The following is a 19,313-nucleotide window of genomic DNA, read 5'->3' on the forward strand; positions in this document are numbered from 1 at the left end:
AAAAGTTGAAAAATAGTCGGAAAATCCAGATGTACCAAGGGATTAAGTAAGGTCGGCGGAAAATTAAGTGATAAAGTCGGGATTATACCAAAATTCGCTAATTTTGTCAGTTTTTACAAATTTGCCTGCTTTTATGGTACAATAGAAACTATGGCAAGTATAACACTCACACCAAGCGAAAAGGAGATTCAGGCTTTTCTTGAACACTATCAAAGCAGTCTAGCTCCCAGCAAGAATCCCTATATTCGCTACTTTTTGCGACTACCTCAAGCAACGGTTTCTATCTATACTTCTGGAAAGGTCTTGCTTCAGGGTGAGGGAGCCGAGAAATACGCTCGTTTCTTTGGCTATCAAATGGTAGAAGAAACCAGCGGACAAAATTTCCCTTTGATTGGGACAGATGAGGTGGGAAATGGTTCCTACTTTGGTGGGCTTGCAGTTGTAGCTTCCTTTGTCACACCAGACCAGCACGACTTCTTACGAAAACTCGGTGTGGGGGATTCTAAGACTCTGACCGACCAAAAGATTCGTCAGATTGCCCCTATCCTCAAAGAAAAAATCCAGCACCAGGCACTGCTTCTCTCACCCAGCAAGTATAACGAGGTCATCGGAGAACGCTACAATGCTGTTTCTGTTAAGGTTGCCCTCCATAATCAGGCTATTTATCTCCTCCTTCAAAAAGGTGTTCAGCCTGAGAAAATTGTGATTGATGCCTTTACCAGTGCTAAAAATTATGACAAGTACTTGGCACAAGAGGCCAATCGTTTCAGCAATCCTATCAGCTTAGAAGAAAAGGCTGAGGGAAAATACTTGGCTGTCGCAGTTTCTTCTATCATTGCGCGTGATCTCTTTCTGGAAAATCTAGAAAATCTAGGACGAGAACTGGGCTATCAACTTCCAAGTGGAGCTGGAACGGCTTCTGATAAGGTAGCTAGCCAGATTTTACAAGCCTATGGTATGCAGGGACTCAATTTCTGCGCCAAACTGCACTTTAAAAATACTGAAAAAGCGAAAAAACGCTTAGAAAGGTAAATTATGAATTCATTTAAAAATTTCTTAAAAGAGTGGGGATTGTTCCTCCTGATTCTGTCATTACTAGCTTTAAGTCGTATCTTTTTTTGGAGTAATGTCCGCGTAGAAGGACACTCCATGGATCCTACCCTAGCGGATGGCGAAATTCTCTTTGTCGTTAAGCACCTCCCTATTGACCGATTTGATATCGTGGTTGCCCATGAGGAAGATGGCAATAAGGACATCGTCAAGCGCGTGATTGGAATGCCTGGCGACACTATCCGTTACGAAAACGATAAACTTTACATCAATGATAAAGAGACGGACGAACCTTACCTAGCTGACTACATCAAACGTTTCAAGGATGACAAACTCCAAAGCACTTACTCAGGCAAGGGATTTGAAGGAAATAAAGGCACTTTCTTTAGAAGTATCGCTCAAAAAGCCCAAGCTTTCACAGTTGATGTCAACTATAACACCAACTTTAGCTTTACTGTTCCAGAAGGAGAATACCTTCTCCTCGGAGACGACCGCTTGGTTTCGAGCGACAGCCGCCACGTAGGTACTTTCAAAGCAAAAGATATCACAGGAGAAGCTAAATTCCGCTTCTGGCCAATCACCCGTATCGGAACATTTTAAGAAATCGAAGAGGCCGAGAGTCACCAATCTCAGCCTCTTCTTCTATCGTGAGAAGATGATTATTTACTACTCAGTTTGATTAAGATAGAAACAAAGTTATACTCAATGAAAATCAAAGAGCAAACTAGGAAGCTAGCCGCAGGTTGCTCAAAACAGTGTTTTGAGGTTGCAGATGGAAGCTGACGTGGTTTGAAGATATTTTCGAAGAGTATAAAATAAAAACAATCCCAACTCTCACCTATTCATGCAAAGGAATTTTATGGAAGTTTATTTTTCAGGAACCATTGAACGGATTATTTTTGAAAATCCCAGCAATTTTTATCGCATCCTCCTCCTAGAAATCGACGATACGGACGCAGAGGATTTTGATGACTTTGAAATCATTGTCACAGGAACCATGGCTGATGTAATTGAGGGCGAAGACTATACTTTTTGGGGGCAAATTGTCCAGCACTCCAAGTATGGAGAACAACTGCAAATCAGCCGATATGAACGTGCAAAACCAACTAGCAAGGGATTGGTCAAGTACTTTTCAAGTAGTCATTTCAAGGGGATTGGTCTCAAGACAGCTCAGAAAATTGTGGATACCTACGGCGACAATACCATTGACGAAATTCTGCAACACCCAGAAAAGTTAGAAGGCATCGCAGGACTATCTGCCAAAAATCGCGAGGCTTTCGTCTCCACTCTTCGTCTCAACTACGGAACGGAGATGGTTTTGGCCAAACTGGCCAACTACGGCATTCCCAACAAACTAGCCTTCCAGATTCAAGATTTTTACAAGGAAGAAACCCTTGATGTGGTTGAAAATTATCCCTATCAACTGGTTGAGGATATTAAGGGTTTGGGATTTACCATTGCTGACCAACTAGCGGAAGAACTAGGCATCGAAAGTCAGGCTCCTGAACGCTTCCGTGCCGGTCTAGTTCATAGTCTTTTTCAGGCCTGTATGGAAACAGGGGACACCTATGTTGAAGCAAGGGATTTGCTGGAACAAACCCTTACTCTCCTTGAGTCTTCCCGTCCCGTGGAACTAGACCCCAGCCAAGTTGCCCAAGAGCTCTCCTACCTGATCGAAGAAGACAAGGTTCAGCAGATTGATACCAAGATCTTTGACAACAGCCTCTTTTTCGCTGAGGAAGGTATCCGCAGTCACTTGATTCGTATCCTTGAAAAAGGAAAACAGAAGAGCCAAGATTTAGAAACCATTCAAAAACATATCGCTACTGTCGAAGAAGATCTGGAGATTGAGTATGATAGCATTCAAAAACAAGCTATCTGTGATGCTATCCAGAATAAGGTCTTTATCCTGACAGGTGGACCTGGTACTGGTAAGACAACTGTTATCAATGGGATTATCGCTGTTTACGCCCTTTTAGAAGGACTTGACCTCAGGAAAAAAAGCAACCTACCTATTCTTCTTGCTGCTCCAACTGGACGAGCAGCTCGTCGCATGAATGAATTGACAGGCTTGCCTAGCGCTACTATACACCGTCATTTAGGAATGACAGGTGACGACGATACCAGTCATCTGGAAGATTATCTGGATGCTGACTTTATCATCGTGGATGAATTTTCTATGGTGGATACTTGGCTGGCCAATCAACTCTTCTCAAACATCTCTTCTAACAGTAAGATCCTCATCGTGGGTGACAGCGACCAGTTGCCTTCTGTCAGTCCTGGACAAGTTCTAGCAGATTTGCTTCATATTCCTTTGATTCCTCAGACTCGCTTGGAAAAAATTTATCGACAAAGCGAAGAATCAACCATAGTAACCTTAGCAAGTCAGATTCGACAGGGCATCTTGCCAGCTGATTTCACCCAGAAAAAAGCAGACCGTTCCTACTTTGAAATTGCTAGTGGCCATATTCCTGCTACTATTGAGAAAATCTTAGGCGCTGCCCTCAGAAGTGGTATTCCTGCCCGTGATATCCAGGTTCTAGCTCCCATGTACCGAGGGACGGCAGGGATTGATGCCATCAATCAGCTCATGCAAGACCTGCTCAATCCACCACAAAAAGACCAACTCAGTTTTGAAGCTCCCCAGTGTCACTATCGCAAAGGAGATAAGGTCATTCATTTGGTTAACGATGCTGAAATCAATGTCTTTAATGGAGATTTGGGAGCTATTACAGACCTGATTCCTGGTAAATACACAGAGTCGAAGCAAGATGAGATTGTCATTGATTTTGATGGCAACGAGGTCTCTTACCCACGTAACGAATGGTACAAGATTCGTTTGGCCTATGCCATGAGTATCCATAAGTCTCAGGGAAGTGAGTTCCCTGTTGTCATCCTACCGATTACCAGTGCTAGCAGGCGTATGCTGGAGCGCAATCTCATCTATACAGCCATTACACGCGCCAAAAGCAAGCTGATCTTACTAGGCGAATTACAAGCCTTCGACTATGCTACCCAGCACATCGGAACTGCCCGAAAAACCTATCTGATTAAACGCTTCAGCGATTTATTGGAGAATGTTGAAGAAAAGCAACCAGCGGTCTCTGAAACAGCCACATCAAGCGCCTCTGAACAATCCTACATCCTAACCGAAGAAAACTGGGACAGCATCTCAGCCATGATTGGGATTACAGACGCAGACCTCAAAGAGATTTTTGGAAAATAGTGCATCAGAAAACCCACCTAATCAGGTGGGCTTTTATCTTATTAAGATTATTTTACTGTTGCTGTGCTTGTAATCAATTCAACAGCTTTTTTGATTGTGATGTCGTGTTTCAACATATCAGCTGAAAGCAAGCTTTGTACTTGAGCAACTTCCATGTTGTAGTCTGCTGCCAATTGCTCAACTTCTTTTTGGATTTCTTCTTCTGAAGCGTCAAATCCTTCAGCTTTGGCAACTGCTTCGATAACAAGGTTAGTCTTAGTACGTGACTCAGCTTCTGCTTGGTATTGATTGTGAAGGTCTTCTTGAGTAGTTCCAGTGATTTGGAAGTACATGTCAGGGTTGATACCTTGACGTTGCAAGTTTCCAAGGAATTCATTTACTGAGCGGTGAACTTCTTCGTGAATCATTTCTTCTGGAAGTTCTACGATTTCAGCGTTTTCTACAGCTTTATCGATTGCTGCACCTTCAACTGCATCTTTGTAAGCTTCTTCTTTAGCAGCAGCCAATTCCTTGCGGTATTTTTCTTTCAATTCAGCAAGTGTTTCAACTTCTTCATCGATGTCTTTTGCAAGCTCATCGTCAAGAGCTGGAACTTCTTTAGCTTTTACTTCGTGGATAGTTGTCACGAATTTAGCTTCTTTACCTGCAAGGTCTTCTGCTTGGTAGTCTTCTGGGAATGTTACGATAACATCAACAGTTTCGCCAGCTGAGTGACCTACCAATTGGTCTTCGAAACCAGGGATGAATTGACCTGAACCAAGTCCAAGTGAGAAGTTTTCACCTTTTCCGCCATCAAATTCAACACCATCGATAGAACCAACAAAGTCAATAACAACAGTATCGCCGTTTTCAGCAGCAGCTTCTTTGATAACCAATTCAGCCAAGTTGTTGCGTTCGCGTTCAATACGCTCTTCAACGTCAGCGTCAGTTACTTCTTTTTCTAGATCAACTGATACTTCAAGGTTTTTGTAGTCACCCAATTTAACTTCAGGTTTTGTCACGACTTCAGCTGTGATAACCCAGTCTTGACCTTTTTCCATTGAAGTTACATCAATTTTTGGTTGAGCAACGACTTCAAGACCAGCTTCTTTTACAGCTGCTTCATAAGCATTTGGCAAAAGAGCGTTCATAACATCTTGGTAAAGTGACTCTTCACCAAATTTTTTGTCGAAGATAGGACGTGGAAGGTGACCTTTACGGAAACCTGGAACATTAAGAGATTTCTTAACTGAGTTGAAGACACGATCCAATTCTGGTTTGATTTGGTCTTGAGAGATAGTGAAAGTCAAGACACCACGGTTTGTTTCTTTGTTTTCAAATGATACAGACATTCTGTCATTTCTCCTTAAAATTTTTTAAATACAGTCTATTATAACATTTTCTATAAATAAAATCTAGACTAATGCAGACAATTATAGACAACAAGCCTTTTTGCTAACCAAATGAAAGTTCTATAATGAAGTTAGTCACCCAGCCCTCCTAAAAATTAGATGTTTTAACTAGCTGATAGCTAGCCCTCTATTTCATTTGATAAGAGGCTTGATGCTGTTAGGCTGACAAGCCAAGGCTAAGATTAGCCTTGGTTTAGCTGACAAAACTGCTTCAAGGGTTCCTCTTGTCAAATGAAAGCAAAATAATTGCCCTCAATCTCACCATTTTTTTTGGGACATAATCACTTTCGATTGACAGTTTGTTCTACACTTTCAAGGATGGAATAGACATCAAAAAGAACCCTGCTTTTCTGAAAAAGAGGTCTTCTTGCTAAGTTTATACTCAATGAAAATCAAAGAGCAAACTAGGAAGCTAGCCACAGGTTGCTCAAAGCACCGCTTTGAGGTTGCAGATAAAACTGACACGGTTTGAAGAGATTTTCGAAGAGTATTAATTTACATAAATAGCCAGTGTTTGATAGGGTTTGAGTAGAATTTTCTCAGACACTTCTGCGTCTTCATAGTTTGAAATCAAAATTTGTCCATTTTGGTAGGCTACTGGCAAGTCGATTTCCACTTCTGTGGCATAAAAGTTATTGAGCACTAGTAACTTTTGATCCTCAAACTGGCGTTCAAAAGCATAGACTTGTTTGCTATCTTCAAAGGCTGGTTTGTAATTTCCTTCTGAAATGATTGGCATTTCCTTACGCAGTCGAATCAAGTCTTGATAGAAGGTGAAAATCGGACCCTGGATTTCATTTTCTACATTGATGTATTTATAGGATTTACCAGCTTTCAACCATGGAGTGCCTGTTGAAAATCCTGCATTTTCAGAAGTATCCCACTGCATGGGAATGCGTGAATTATCACGCGACTTAGCTTGAATAATCTGGAAGGCTTTTTCCTGACTCTTCCCTTCCTCTAAGAGCATCTGATAGGCATTGAGCGATTCGACATCCACATAATCAGCAATAGAATCATAGTCTGGGTCAATCATCCCGATTTCCTCGCCCATATAGATATAAGGTGTCCCACGTGAAAGGTGAATACTGGCCGCTAGCATGGTAGCTCCTTCCTTGCGGAAGTTTTGAATATCAACAAAACGGTTTAAAGCGCGTGGTTGGTCGTGATTGTTCCAGAAGAGAGCACTCCAACCACCTTTATCACTCATTTCCTTGCCCCAGCTATGGTAAAGACTTTTCAATTCTTCAAAATCAAAGGGAGCCAAGGTCCACTTTTGCCCATCCTTGTAGTCCACCTTGAGATGATGAAAATTAAAGGTCATGGATAATTCCTGACGGTCAGGCGACGAATAAAGGACACAATTTTCCATGGTGGTAGAAGACATTTCCCCAACTGTCATAAAGCTATCGTCAGATCCAAAAGTGGCTTGGTTCATCATACGCAAATAGTTATGAACGATGGGTTTGTCTGTATAAGCTGGCTTTCCTTCATTTTCAGGACAATCCACTAAGACTTCATCCTTGCCAATCAAATTGATCACATCAAATCGGAAACCTTTGACACCCTTGTCACGCCAGAAATTAACTACCTTGAAAAGCTCCTTACGGACATTGGGATTGCGCCAGTTAAGGTCAGCCTGGGTCTCATCAAAAAGATGAAGGTAGTATTTCCCTGTATTCCCAAAGGGCGCCCATGCAGAGCCACCAAACTTAGACTGCCAGTCTGTTGGTTGGTCTTGGATGAAGAAAAAGTCTTGGTAATACTTGTCACCAGCTAGGGCTTTCTGAAACCATTCATGCTCTGTCGAACAATGATTGAGTACCATGTCCAGCATAAAGTCAATCTTGTGCTCTTTACCGACACGCACCATTTCCTCAAAATCAGTCATATCACCAAAAAGAGGATTCACTGCCATATAATCTGAAATATCGTAACCATTATCCCGTTGAGGGCTTGGATAGAATGGATTGAGCCAGACCATATCCACACCTAGTTTGGCTAAATAGGGAATTTTTTCGATAATCCCACGGAAATCCCCAATACCGTTTTCAGTGGTGTCTTTGTAAGATTTTGGATAGATTTGATAGACTACTTTTCCTTTATCAAGTGTCATCTGTTTCTCCTTTTCTGATAAAAGGGAGGAAGCAGTCTTCCGTCCCTATTTGTGCTATTTCAATTATACTCAATGAAAATCAAAGAACAAACTAGGAAGCTAGCCACAGGTTGCTCAAAACACTATTTTGAGGTTGCAGATAGAGCTGACGTGGTTTGAAGAGATTTTCGAAGAGTATTAGATTCGTGTAGCGACCATGAGAGATGCTCCAGCTTGGATCGTTGTCGGATAAGTTCCAGTAATAGTCGCTGTATAAGCATCTTGGTTGGTGATGATAACAGGAGTTTCTGTCACCAGACCTGCAGCCTTAATGACATCCATATCAAAACGAATCAGTTGCTGGCCAACTTTGACATGATCTCCTTGGGCTACAAGACTTTCAAATCCTTTGCCATCAAGACCAACTGTATCCATACCGATGTGAATGAGCAATTCCACTCCCTCATCAGAGACAATACCGATGGCATGCTTGGTAGGGAAAAGAACTGTCACTGTCCCATTGACTGGAGAAGTCAACTCACCTTGGCTTGGTTCAATGACCAGACCTTGCCCCATGACACCTGATGCAAAAACAGGATCCGTCGCTTGACTCAATTCTTTCACTTGGCCAGTTAGTGGGCTAACAATCTCTACCGGAGTAAGTTCTACTGGTTCATGACTTACAAATTCTGTTTCTTCTTGAGCAACGAATTCTGCCTGCAAGTCCGTATCGCCCTCTGTTTTTGTGAAGAGACCAGCCTTGCGGAAGAAGAAAGTCAAGAGCATTGGAACAACAATCGCAACTAGCATAGTTCCTGAAAATGGCAGCATGTACTGAAGTTGAATAGAGAGAATACCTGGCAAACCACCGATACCAATAGAAGCCGCAGTTACATTAAAAGTAACGGATAACATGCCTGCAAGGGCTGAACCAGTCATCCCAGCAACAAATGGATAAATATATTTTACGTTAACCCCAAAAAGAGCTGGTTCTGTAACACCGAGATAGGCTGAAATGGTTGCAGGAAGTGAAACCTGAGCCTCACGCTCATCATGGCGATGCATGAAATAATAGGCAAACACGGCTGAGCCTTGAGCAATATTAGAAAGAGCAATCATTGGCCAGAGGGCAGTGCCACCAGCATCCGCAATCAATTGTGTATCAATGGCATTGGTCATATGGTGCAGACCTGTGATGACAAATGGAGCGTAGAGGGCACCAAAAATTGCACCGAAGAGCCATTTAACTGGACCAGTTAAACCTGCCAAGACAACTGATGAAAGTCCTTGTCCAATTGTCCAACCGATTGGTCCCAAAACAGTATGAGCCAAAATCAAGGCTGGAATCAATGACAAGAAAGGTACAAAAATCATAGAAATGACTTCTGGGATATGCTTGCGCCAGAAGATTTCAAGATAAGACAGACTCAAACCTGCAAGCAAGGCTGGGATAACTTGGGCTTGGTAACCGATACGATTAACAGTAAAATAGCCAAAATTCCAAACCCAGTTTGCCGCGATATCAGCTGCTGGCGTTGAAGCAACCGCATAGGCATTGAGCAACTGAGGCGATACCAAACAGATTCCGAGAACAATTCCCAAAATTTGGCTGGTTCCCATCTTACGAGAAACAGACCAAGTAATCCCTACTGGTAAGAACTGGAAGATAGCTTCACCAGGCAACCAGAGGAAGTGATTAACCCCTGCCCAAAACTGAGAGGATTCTGTGATGGTCTTGCCATCCAACATCGACCAATGGACACCTTCCAAGACATTACGGAAACCGAGGATCAATCCACCAACAATCAAGGCTGGAATAATCGGAGTAAAGATTTCCGCCAGAGTGGTCATGACACGTTGGACTACATTTTGATTACTCTTAGCTGCAGACTTGGCTGCTTCTTTGGAAACACCCTCAATACCTGAAACGGCTGTAAAATCATTATAAAAGATGGGCACGTCATTTCCAATGATTACCTGAAATTGACCTGCATTTGTAAAAGTTCCTTTAACAGCTGGAATTGACTCTATAGCTTTAACATTAGCCTTCTTATCATCTCCTAAAACAAAGCGCATCCGTGTCGCACAATGAGTTACGGCAGTCACATTTTCTTTGCCTCCAATTGCCTGAAGCAGATCTTTGGCTTCTTGTTCAAATTTTCCCATTTGATTCTCCTTATACTTGTCAAAGCAGGTTTGATTTGATAAGTATATTGTAAACGATACCAAACTTGTCTGCAACTTGTTTGGTATAAAAAGGGTGTTTTTTTGTAAATTTTCTAGCACTTGTATGGTAAAATAGATACAGGTGTGCATTAAACTAGACTAAAAACCTATTAAAGCAGGCAAAATGAAGAAATACCAACAATTATTTAAGCAAATCCAAGAAAACATTCAAAACGAGACTTACGCTGTCGGAGATTTCCTTCCTAGCGAGCACGACCTTATGGAGCAATATCAAGTGAGTCGTGATACCGTCCGAAAGGCCCTGTCTCTCCTCCAAGAGGAAGGATTGATCAAAAAGATAAGAGGGCAAGGTTCTCAAGTCGTCAAAGAAGAAACCGTCAATTTCCCTGTATCCAACCTAACCAGCTACCAAGAACTAGTTAAAGAACTTGGACTGCGCTCTAAAATCAACGTGGTCAGTCTGGACAAGATTATTATTGATAAAAAATCCTCACTGATAACCGGTTTCCCAGAGTTTCGGATGGTTTGGAAGGTGGTCCGCCAGCGTGTGGTGGATGATCTGGTATCGGTTCTGGATACGGACTATCTAGATATGGAACTGGTCCCAAATCTCACTCGCCAAATTGCTGAGCAGTCCATCTATTCTTATATAGAGGACGACCTCAAACTCCTTATTGATTATGCTCAAAAGGAAATAACCATTGACCACTCAAATGACAGAGACAAGATTCTCATGGACATTGGCAAAGACCCTTATGTCGTTTCGATTAAATCAAAAGTCTATCTCCAAGACGGACGCCAATTTCAGTTTACCGAAAGTCGCCATAAATTAGAAAAATTTCACTTTGTAGATTTTGCAAAGCGCAAGAAATAAAAGACTGAGACACTAGATCTCAGCCTTTTTCGGCTCTATAATATTTGTAGTGGGTACCCCCCCTATAGATATTATGGAGCCTATTTTATTGTAGAAAAAAAGTCCCATAAGATCTATAATGAAAAGCGACAAAACAACTCATTAGAAAGAATCATATGGAACAATTACATTTTATCACAAAACTACTCGATATCAAAGACCCTAATATCCAGATTCTAGACATCATCAATAAGGATACACACAAGGAAATCATCGCCAAACTGGACTACGACGCCCCATCTTGCCCTGAGTGCGGAAGTCAAATGAAGAAATATGACTTTCAAAAACCGTCGAAAATTCCTTACCTCGAAACGACTGGTATGCCTACTAGAATTCTCCTTAGAAAGCGTCGATTCAAGTGCTATCACTGTTCAAAAATGATGGTCGCTGAAACTTCTATCGTCAAGAAAAATCACCAAATTCCTCGTATTATCAACCAAAAAATTGCGCAAAAGTTGATTGAAAAGACTTCTATGACCGATATTGCTCATCAGCTGGCCATTTCAACTTCAACTGTCATTCGAAAGCTCAATGACTTCCACTTTGAGTGTAATTTTAAACATCTGCCTGAGATTATGTCTTGGGATGAGTATGCCTTTACCAAGGGAAAGATGAGTTTCATTGCGCAAGATTTTGATAAGCTCAATATCATCACTGTTCTTGAGGGTAGAACACAAGCCGTCATTCGAGATCACTTTCTTAAATATGATAGGGTCGTCCGATGTCGAGTGAAAATTATTACTATGGATATGTTTAGTCCTTATTATGACTTAGCTAGGCGACTTTTTCCAAACGCTAAAATCGTTCTGGATCGCTTTCACATTGTGCAACATCTTAGCCGTGCTATGAGTCGTGTCCGTGTCCAAATTATAAATCAGTTTGAACGAAGATCCCATTAATACAAGGCTATTAAACGCTACTGGAAACTCATTCAACAGGATAGTCGTAAACTCAGCGATAAACGTTTTTATCGCCCTACTTTTCGTATGCACTTAACCAATAAAGAGATTCTTAACAAGCTTTTGAGCTATTCAGAAGACTTGAAACATCACTACCATCTCTATCAACTCTTGCTTTTTCACTTTCAGAATAAGGAACCGGATAAATTTTTCGGTCTTATTGAGGACAATCTAAAGCAGGTTCATCCTCTTTTTCAGACTGTCTTTAAAACCTTTCTAAAGGATAAAGAAAAGATTGTCAATGCCCTTCAACTACACTATTCTAACGCCAAATTAGAAGCAACCAATAATCTCATTAAGCTTATCAAACGAAATGCCTTTGGATTTCGGAACTTTGAAAACTTCAAAAAACGGATTTTTATCGCTCTGAACATCAAAAAAGAAAGGACGAAATTTGTCCTTTCTCGAGCTTAGCTGACTTCAACCCACTACAGTTGACAAAGAGCCTAAAAATTGACATGGAAATTATAAAACCATTATTAGTTTAACCCTTGTTGGTAACGTGCCAATTCGGCTTGGTTCGCCCAAACATAGTGACCTGGACGGATTTCTACCATAGATGGCTTATCAGTCTCATAATCGTGTTGACTTGGGTCGTAAACCTTCAAGACCTTCTTACGTTCCAAGATTGGATCTGGGATTGGTACCGCTGAAAGCAAGGCTTGAGTATATGGGTGAATTGGATTGTTAAACAATTCTTCTGTCTCTGCAACCTCTACAATAACACCCTTGTAAATAACTGCGATACGATCTGAAATAAAACGAACAACCGACAAGTCATGGGCGATAAAGAGATAGGTCAAGCCAAGTTCTTTTTGGAATTTTTTGAGCAAGTTCAAGACTTGGGCACGCACAGAAACGTCCAAGGCTGAAATTGGTTCATCCGCAATAACAAAGTCTGGTTGCATGACCAAGGCACGGGCAATACCGATACGTTGACGTTGACCACCTGAAAACTCATGAGGGTAACGAGTCAAATGCTCAGCAAGCAGACCCACTTCACGGATAATATTTTGAACTTTCTCTTCACGCTCTGCTTCATCCTTAAACAAATGGTGATTGTAAAGACCTTCAGAAATAATATAATCAACAGTCGCACGTTCATTCAAACTTGCGGCAGGGTCTTGGAAAATCATCTGGATTCGACGAATCAATTCCGCAGCTTGTTCACGCGATTTCTTACCATTAATCTTTTGACCCTCAAAAATGATATCTCCATTACTTGTATCATTTAGACCGATGATAGCACGACCAATAGTTGTTTTCCCACTACCTGACTCACCAACAAGCGAGAACGTTTCTCCCTTGTTGATAAAGAAGTTAGCATTTTTAACCGCGACAAACTTCTTACTTCCTTCACCGAAGGAAATTTCTAAATCTTTAATTTCTACTAATTTTTCAGACATTTCCTTCCTCCTAGTCAGCCAGATGGGCAAATCCCATTTTTTCACGGATCTTATCATGGAGATTTGCAATCACAGCTGGTTTTTCTACTTTTGGAGCATCCTCATGAAGTAGCCAAGTTTTAGCCCAATGTGTCTCTGATACTGAGAATTGAGGAGCTTTTTGTTCGAAGTCAATCTGCATTGCATAGTCAGAACGCAAGGCAAAGGCATCCCCTTTCAAGTCAGTATAAAGTGACGGAGGTGTTCCTGGGATTGAGTAAAGATCCCCTTTATCATCAGCAAGCTGAGGCAAGCTAGACAAGAGACTCCATGTATATGGATGGCAAGCGTCATAGAAGACTTCCTCAACAGTTCCATACTCAACGATTTCTCCTGCATACATAACCGCTACCTTATCCGCAATACTTGCTACCACACCAAGGTCGTGAGTGATAAAGATTGTTGTGAAATGATACTCGTTTTGTAAAGATTTTAGCAAATCAATAATCTGAGCTTGAATGGTTACATCCAAGGCAGTTGTTGGCTCATCACAGATCAAGACATCAGGTCGGCAGGCAAGGGCAATCGCAATAACGATACGTTGACGCATTCCTCCAGAATATTGGAATGGGTATTCATCAAAACGTCTATCTGCGTCTGGGATTCCAACTTTATTCATGTAGTCAATGGCCAATTCTTTTGCTTCCTTGGCTGTTTTTCCTTGGTGTTTTACAATAACTTCTGTAATCTGGCTACCAATTGTTTTAATGGGGTCCAAACTAGTCATTGGATCCTGGAAGATAGTCGCAATCTTAGCACCACGAATTTGTTCCCAATCCTTGTGAGAAGATAGATTTGTCAAATCCTGACCACGGTAGTCAATACTACCTTGGGCAATGCGACCATTTTCTTCAAGCATACCTGTGAAAGTTTTTGTCAAAACAGATTTTCCTGATCCTGACTCACCTACCAAGGCTAATACTTCTCCTTCAACCAGTTCAAGGGAAACGCCGCGAATGGCTGTCAATACTTTGTCACGAACGTCAAATTCCACGACAATATCGCGAGCAGTCAAAATTACATTTTTTTCTTTTGTCATTTCTACTCCTATCTATGTGTACGTGGATCACTAGCATCCGCTAAGTTTTGACCAACTACGAAAAGGGACAAGGATACCAAAACAAGGGTTGTCAATGGAATCCAGAACAAGTAAGCATTGGTTGTTACGTTTTGTGAATAATCCGAAATCAAACGACCCAAACTTGGCACTGTAATCGGCAATCCAAGACCGAAGAAAGACAAGAAGGCTTCGTATGAGATAAAGCTTGGAAGCATTTGAGTCATCGTTGTCACAATAACAGATACCAATTGTGGCATAATGTTTTTGGCAACAATCTTCAAGGTTGGTGTTCCCAAAGTACGTGACGCCAAGTTGTATTCCAAATCACGATAACGCAAGATTTGCACACGGATCATGAAGGCAATCCCAATCCATGTCGTCACACTCATAGCAAAAATCAGATTCCAGAATCCAGCTCCGATTGAGTAAGTCAAGACAATGACAATCAAAAGAGATGGGATGTTTGAGATGACGTTATAAACTTCCATCATGACACGGTCAACTGATTTTGAAATTCCCCAAATACCACCGACAAAAACACCGATAACCAAGTTAATCACTGTCGCAATCACAGAAATAAGGATAGAGTTACGAGCTCCAAACCAGACACCGTCAAAGAGTGATTTACCGTTACTGTCTGTACCGAACCAATGCTCAGCATTTGGCTTGATATAACGAGCACTAAAGTCGTTTACCTTGCTGACATCATTGAAATCAAACTTAGAAAACATTGGGTAGATGAAACTCATCAAAATGATGGCTACCAAGATTCCCAACATGACTACAGTTGATTTTTTCTTCATAAATTGTCTAAACACTGATTTCCAGTAAGAATATGCTGGCGCATCAATAGTTTCAGAGGCAAAATCGTCACGTTTTATAAACTGAAATTTTTCTTTATCGATTGTAGACATTATTTGCCTCCTTTCTCAGTCAATTTAATACGTGGGTCAATAATAGTCATCCAAATATCTCCCAAAAGACGTGAGAAGATAGAAATACATGTAAAGATGAAGACAAGACCAACGACCATAGAGTTATTAGATGCTTTTACAGAGTCAATCAACATTTTACCCATACCTGGGAAGGCGAAGACTGTTTCAGTAAGGGTTGCACCACCGATAACCCCAATAATAGCACCAGGAATTCCTGAAACCAGCGGAACCATGGCATTTTTAAAGATGTGTTTGTTTGAAATTTCTTTTTCAGACAAACCTTTTGCACGAGCGAAACGAACAAAGTCTTGAGATTGCAAGTCAATCATGTAACGACGAATCCAAATAGCTGTACCAGGAGCACCCAACAAACCAAGGATGACTGCTGGTAAAACGTAAGAACGCCAATCTCCAGCTCCCAAGATAGGGAACGAATCTGGAAGACCAATAGATGATCCAATCAATCGAACGATGTAAACCAAGGCAATGGTTGGAAGAGCAAGCAAGAAGGTCAAAGCCCCTGTTGAGAAGCTATCAATCCAAGTGTTCTTGAAACGAGCCATGGCTGAACCAAGTGGCACTGCAATCGCATAAGAAATCACCAAACCAATCAAACCAGTAATAGCAGAGCTGACAATCATAGATGGATATTGGTAATTACTTTCAGTCGCTGTATAAGGATCATCTTTCCCATAGCTAGCTACTTCACGAGAGTCAGCCTGACTAGGTGACTTGTAGGTTCTTGAGTAAATATTTACAGAAGACGTTTTCTTACCTGTTGGGAACTGAACTTGGGCAGTTTTGGTTTGTCCTTGACCTTGAGTAATAACCTGAAGAACTGGTGTATTAGCATAGGTTGGGTAAGAGTCACCTAAATTCAAGTTCACAAAGTTTTGATGAACAAATGGGAACTGACTGTTAAAGTATAAGAGATATTTATGTTTAGTTCCTGAACCGACCAATGACCATCCGATAGCTGGATCATTTTCAAAACGAAGGTAGCGTTTCAAGTCTGGATTTTCAGGGTCTTGGATTTTATTTGTATGGTCAATGTCAATCAAGTTAGCATAGAAGTGAAAAACACGTTCAAAAATGGGGATTTCACGACTAGCATAGAATTGACCACTTTCAGTAAATTCTCCCAAAGTCCAACCATGACCTAATTGATTGATGTACTTTTCATAAATAGCTTTATTGGTCGCATTTGCTTCTACTGTTACAGAAGAATCCATGCTACTTGCCTTTTCTTGCAACTCTTTAGTATCGTAATACTCAATGTAGCCCATACGCTCAAACACAGTATTTTCATAGTTATCACGTTTATCAGCCGTTGTCGCAATTTTATTATAGTTAGGATCCTGCTTGAAAATCAATTTTCGAGGAACCAAGGTATAGATAATCGTGTAGGTCAAAGTCGTCACTAAGAAAATCGAAACCAATGACCGCAAAACACGCATAAAAATATATTTTTTCATATTATTTCCTTTAAAAATCCCAAAAGAACCTTCTCCTCATGGAGAGAAAGTTCTATTAGAAATTATTTACTTCACATGACTTGCCAATTCTTTTTGAGCTTTCTCATTTGATTCAGCTTTTTCTTTCAACCATTTTTCACGAGCTTTTTCATACTCTTTCTTAGTCACCGCTTTATCTTGCAATTTCAAATATTTGAAGTAAACATCTGACCCCTTAGAGCCTGTTTGCGCAGAAGCTCCAGTAAATGGAACAACTCGTGAAAGCACCGGTGCTGCACCAGAAGAAGCCATAGCAGGAATAAAGAGAGAACTATCAGTCAACCATGCTTGAGCCGCTGCATATTTTTCATAACGGACATTCAAGTCGCTTGTCTCTTTGGCAGCTTCATCAACCAATTTATCGTATTCTTTCAAACCAACTTGAACTACTGAAGGGCTATTTGGATTATCAAATCCTAAATATGTTTTTGTAGTTTCACTGCTAGTTGTTTTTAAAATATCCAAGTAAGTAGATGGGTCTTGATAGTCTGGTCCCCATGTAACTCCTCCCGATACATCCCAATCCTCAGATGAAGCATTGGCAGCATAGTAAGTAATATTAAGGAATTCATCACTTGTCATTTGTTGAATATCGACAACGACATTTTCAACACCAAGAACTGTTTCTACAGATTGTTTAAAGGACTGAATACGGGCGATGTAGCCTTTTGATGCTTGGTCTACTGGAACATCCAGATGAATAGGAAACTGAACGCCATCTGCTTCTAAAGCTTTCTTAGCTTTCGCAAACTCTGCCTTGGCCTTGTCAGCATTGAATAAACCATCCTGCCCATCAGCTAAATTCACACCTTTCCACTCATCTCCATAAGCAGGAAGTTGAGCAGCGACTAAATCACCAAAGGTCTTCTCACCAACTGAAACAAAGTCTGGTTTTACAAATAGATTACGAACTGCTAAAGCTGCTCCATCTTTACCATTGATTTGAGCTGAGTAAGCTGAGCGATCAAGAGCAAAATTCAAGGCTTGACGGAAATCTTTGTTAAGCAATGCCTTCTTAGTAGCTGCTTTCTCTGAATCTGTAGTTTTAGAAGTATAGTTGTAACTTTGGCGATCAACATTCACACCGAGACCAGCAATCCCAGAGCCTGGTTGTGTATAATAGATATTGTCCTTGTATTTTTCTGCAACCTTAGAATAGTTGGAGCTGGTAGGGAAAAGACGGGCATAACTATAAGCTCCACTAGTGAAGTTACGCTCTAGCGACTCCTGATCTGAGCCATCATAGTAAGCTAGATTGATAGTATCTAGGTGGACATTTTCTTTATCCCAATATTGCTCATTTTTTACAAACTCTACAGAAGATTTTGCAGTCAACCCTTTCAACAAGAATGGACCATTATAAAGCAAGGATGTCGGATCTGTTGGTTTAGCAAAATCGCTTCCTTTTGATGTTTCGAATTCTTCATTCAGAGGCCAGAAAATAGAATAGGTCAACTTAGAGTTCCAGAACGGTTCAGGCTGGTTCAAAGTGTATTGTAACGTATAATCATCAACCGCCTTGACACCAACTGTTGAAAAATCTGTTGAAGTTCCTGATAGATAATCTGCTAAGCCTTTAACCGAATTTTCAGCTAAATACATAGCTTCTGATTTTTTATCTGCTGCGTGTTTTAAACCGTTCACGAAATCTTTAGCCGTCACCTCTGCATATTCTTCTCCATCAGAGGTAAACCATTTAACCCCTTTACGAATCTTATAAGTGTAGGTCAAACCATCCTTAGAGACTTCCCAATCCTCTGCAACTGCAGGAGCAAGATTCCCGTAATTATCGTTAGTGAATAAACCATCAATCCCATTTGAAGTCACTACTGTTGTACTATTTTTACTTGAAATCAGGTAGTCCAAGGTTTCTGGGTCTGCTGTATAAACATAGCCATAAGCTTTAGGGGCTGATGAATCAGATGATTTTGAAGAACTGCATGCTGCAAGTACACCTGCTGCTAATAAAACAAGACCTGCTGTAGCAAATACACGACTTTTTTTCATTTTCTACTCCTCTGTTTATGTGAATTATAGATTGACAACCATTATATCATATTATCCATTAAAAATCAAACAAATTTTCAGAATATTTAGGCTTGTTGGCACAAATTTTTCATTTTTTTTTGAATATATGATTCAAATTGTCGTTCGAAGTGTCAAAGACTACAGTGAAAATAGGAAATTTGACGCAGAAACTTTGGAGCTTAGGAAGACATACAGTAAAATGAAATACGGACGGAACAATGTGATTTTGGAATTCAAATCATTTTATAACAATATTAGACTTCCTGCAAAAGAGGATATAGCTTCATGAGTCCTTGATAACCATTGTCAGCCAAGATTTTACCAGCTTGTCCGATATTTCTGCGACTCGTTTTGAACAACTTCATATCATGACAATAGTTCACAGCGATATCCAAAGAAACAATTCTCCCTTGACTTGTGACAATCGCTTGAGCCTTCATAGCGTGGCATTTCTTTTTATAGTCATTTAGTTTTAAAAAGCGTTCCAAACATTCAAAAATAGTTGGGACT

General features: G+C 40.7%; 13 protein-coding genes and 2 pseudogenes. 6 read left to right on the top strand and 9 right to left on the bottom strand.

The genetic code is table 11. The features are described 5' to 3' along the window. Positions 1-150 precede the first annotated feature (150 nt). The 3 genes from rnhC (at position 151) to HT723_RS02830 (ending at position 4,276) form a co-directional block, all read left to right on the top strand. Positions 151-1,032 (top strand): ribonuclease HIII, encoded by an 882-nt coding sequence (rnhC, locus tag HT723_RS02820; RefSeq protein ID WP_023936314.1) that lies wholly within the window; start codon positions 151-153, stop codon positions 1,030-1,032. Positions 1,033-1,035: 3 nt separating this feature from the next. Then, positions 1,036-1,650 (top strand): signal peptidase I, encoded by a 615-nt coding sequence (gene lepB, locus HT723_RS02825; protein WP_001083986.1) that lies wholly within the window; start codon positions 1,036-1,038, stop codon positions 1,648-1,650. A 259-nt stretch (positions 1,651-1,909) separates the two neighbouring features. Then, positions 1,910-4,276: an ATP-dependent RecD-like DNA helicase gene (locus tag HT723_RS02830; protein WP_172934577.1), complete on the top strand. Its 2,367-nt coding sequence runs from the start codon at positions 1,910-1,912 to the stop codon at positions 4,274-4,276. A 47-nt stretch (positions 4,277-4,323) separates the two neighbouring features. Here HT723_RS02830 and tig read toward each other — a convergent pair whose 3' ends face one another. From tig to treP, 3 genes are all read right to left on the bottom strand, one after another. Then, positions 4,324-5,607: a trigger factor gene (gene tig, locus HT723_RS02835; RefSeq protein ID WP_172934578.1), complete on the bottom strand. Its 1,284-nt coding sequence runs from the start codon at positions 5,605-5,607 to the stop codon at positions 4,324-4,326. Positions 5,608-6,157: 550 nt separating this feature from the next. Then, positions 6,158-7,783: an alpha,alpha-phosphotrehalase gene (gene treC, locus HT723_RS02840; protein ID WP_172934579.1), complete on the bottom strand. Its 1,626-nt coding sequence runs from the start codon at positions 7,781-7,783 to the stop codon at positions 6,158-6,160. A gap of 177 nt (positions 7,784-7,960) precedes the next feature. After that, positions 7,961-9,928: a PTS system trehalose-specific EIIBC component gene (treP, locus tag HT723_RS02845; protein WP_172934580.1), complete on the bottom strand. Its 1,968-nt coding sequence runs from the start codon at positions 9,926-9,928 to the stop codon at positions 7,961-7,963. Positions 9,929-10,112: 184 nt separating this feature from the next. Between treP and treR the strand changes: the two genes are divergently transcribed. Together treR and HT723_RS02855 are read left to right on the top strand one after the other, a co-directional pair. Beyond that, positions 10,113-10,823 carry a trehalose operon repressor gene (gene treR, locus HT723_RS02850; protein WP_172934581.1) on the top strand — a complete coding sequence of 237 codons (711 nt, stop codon included), beginning with the start codon at positions 10,113-10,115 and terminating at the stop codon, positions 10,821-10,823. Between the two features lie 155 nt (positions 10,824-10,978). Then, positions 10,979-12,235, top strand: a pseudogene (locus tag HT723_RS02855) (ISL3 family transposase). A 65-nt stretch (positions 12,236-12,300) separates the two neighbouring features. Here HT723_RS02855 and HT723_RS02860 read toward each other — a convergent pair. The 5 genes from HT723_RS02860 to HT723_RS02880 form a co-directional block, all read right to left on the bottom strand. Beyond that, entirely contained in the window at positions 12,301-13,227 is a 927-nt protein-coding gene (locus tag HT723_RS02860) for an ATP-binding cassette domain-containing protein (RefSeq protein WP_100104188.1), read from the bottom strand. A 10-nt stretch (positions 13,228-13,237) separates the two neighbouring features. After that, on the bottom strand, positions 13,238-14,305 hold the full coding sequence (locus HT723_RS02865) for an ABC transporter ATP-binding protein (RefSeq protein WP_000159563.1): 1,068 nt from the start codon (positions 14,303-14,305) through the stop codon (positions 13,238-13,240). An 8-nt stretch (positions 14,306-14,313) separates the two neighbouring features. Continuing rightward, positions 14,314-15,240 carry an oligopeptide ABC transporter permease OppC gene (oppC, locus tag HT723_RS02870; protein WP_000103690.1) on the bottom strand — a complete coding sequence of 309 codons (927 nt, stop codon included), beginning with the start codon at positions 15,238-15,240 and terminating at the stop codon, positions 14,314-14,316. Next, positions 15,240-16,736 (bottom strand): ABC transporter permease, encoded by a 1,497-nt coding sequence (locus HT723_RS02875; protein WP_050207981.1) that lies wholly within the window; start codon positions 16,734-16,736, stop codon positions 15,240-15,242. Before HT723_RS02875 ends, oppC begins: the two co-directional genes overlap by 1 nt. Positions 16,737-16,802: 66 nt before the next feature. Continuing rightward, positions 16,803-18,782: a peptide ABC transporter substrate-binding protein gene (locus tag HT723_RS02880; protein ID WP_172934582.1), complete on the bottom strand. Its 1,980-nt coding sequence runs from the start codon at positions 18,780-18,782 to the stop codon at positions 16,803-16,805. A 127-nt stretch (positions 18,783-18,909) separates the two neighbouring features. On the opposite strand from HT723_RS02880, the gene HT723_RS11490 reads away from it, so the two are divergent. Then, positions 18,910-19,092 (top strand): hypothetical protein, encoded by a 183-nt coding sequence (locus HT723_RS11490; protein ID WP_240154939.1) that lies wholly within the window; start codon positions 18,910-18,912, stop codon positions 19,090-19,092. Here the strand turns inward: HT723_RS11490 and HT723_RS02885 are convergent. Next, positions 19,076-19,313 (bottom strand): annotated as a pseudogene (locus HT723_RS02885) (transposase); the annotation flags it as partial. The gene HT723_RS11490 and the pseudogene HT723_RS02885 overlap by 17 nt on opposite strands.

It is taken from the genome of Streptococcus sp. 2106, from assembly GCF_013277315.1.
GTDB classification, from domain to species: Bacteria; Bacillota; Bacilli; order Lactobacillales; family Streptococcaceae; genus Streptococcus; species Streptococcus pseudopneumoniae.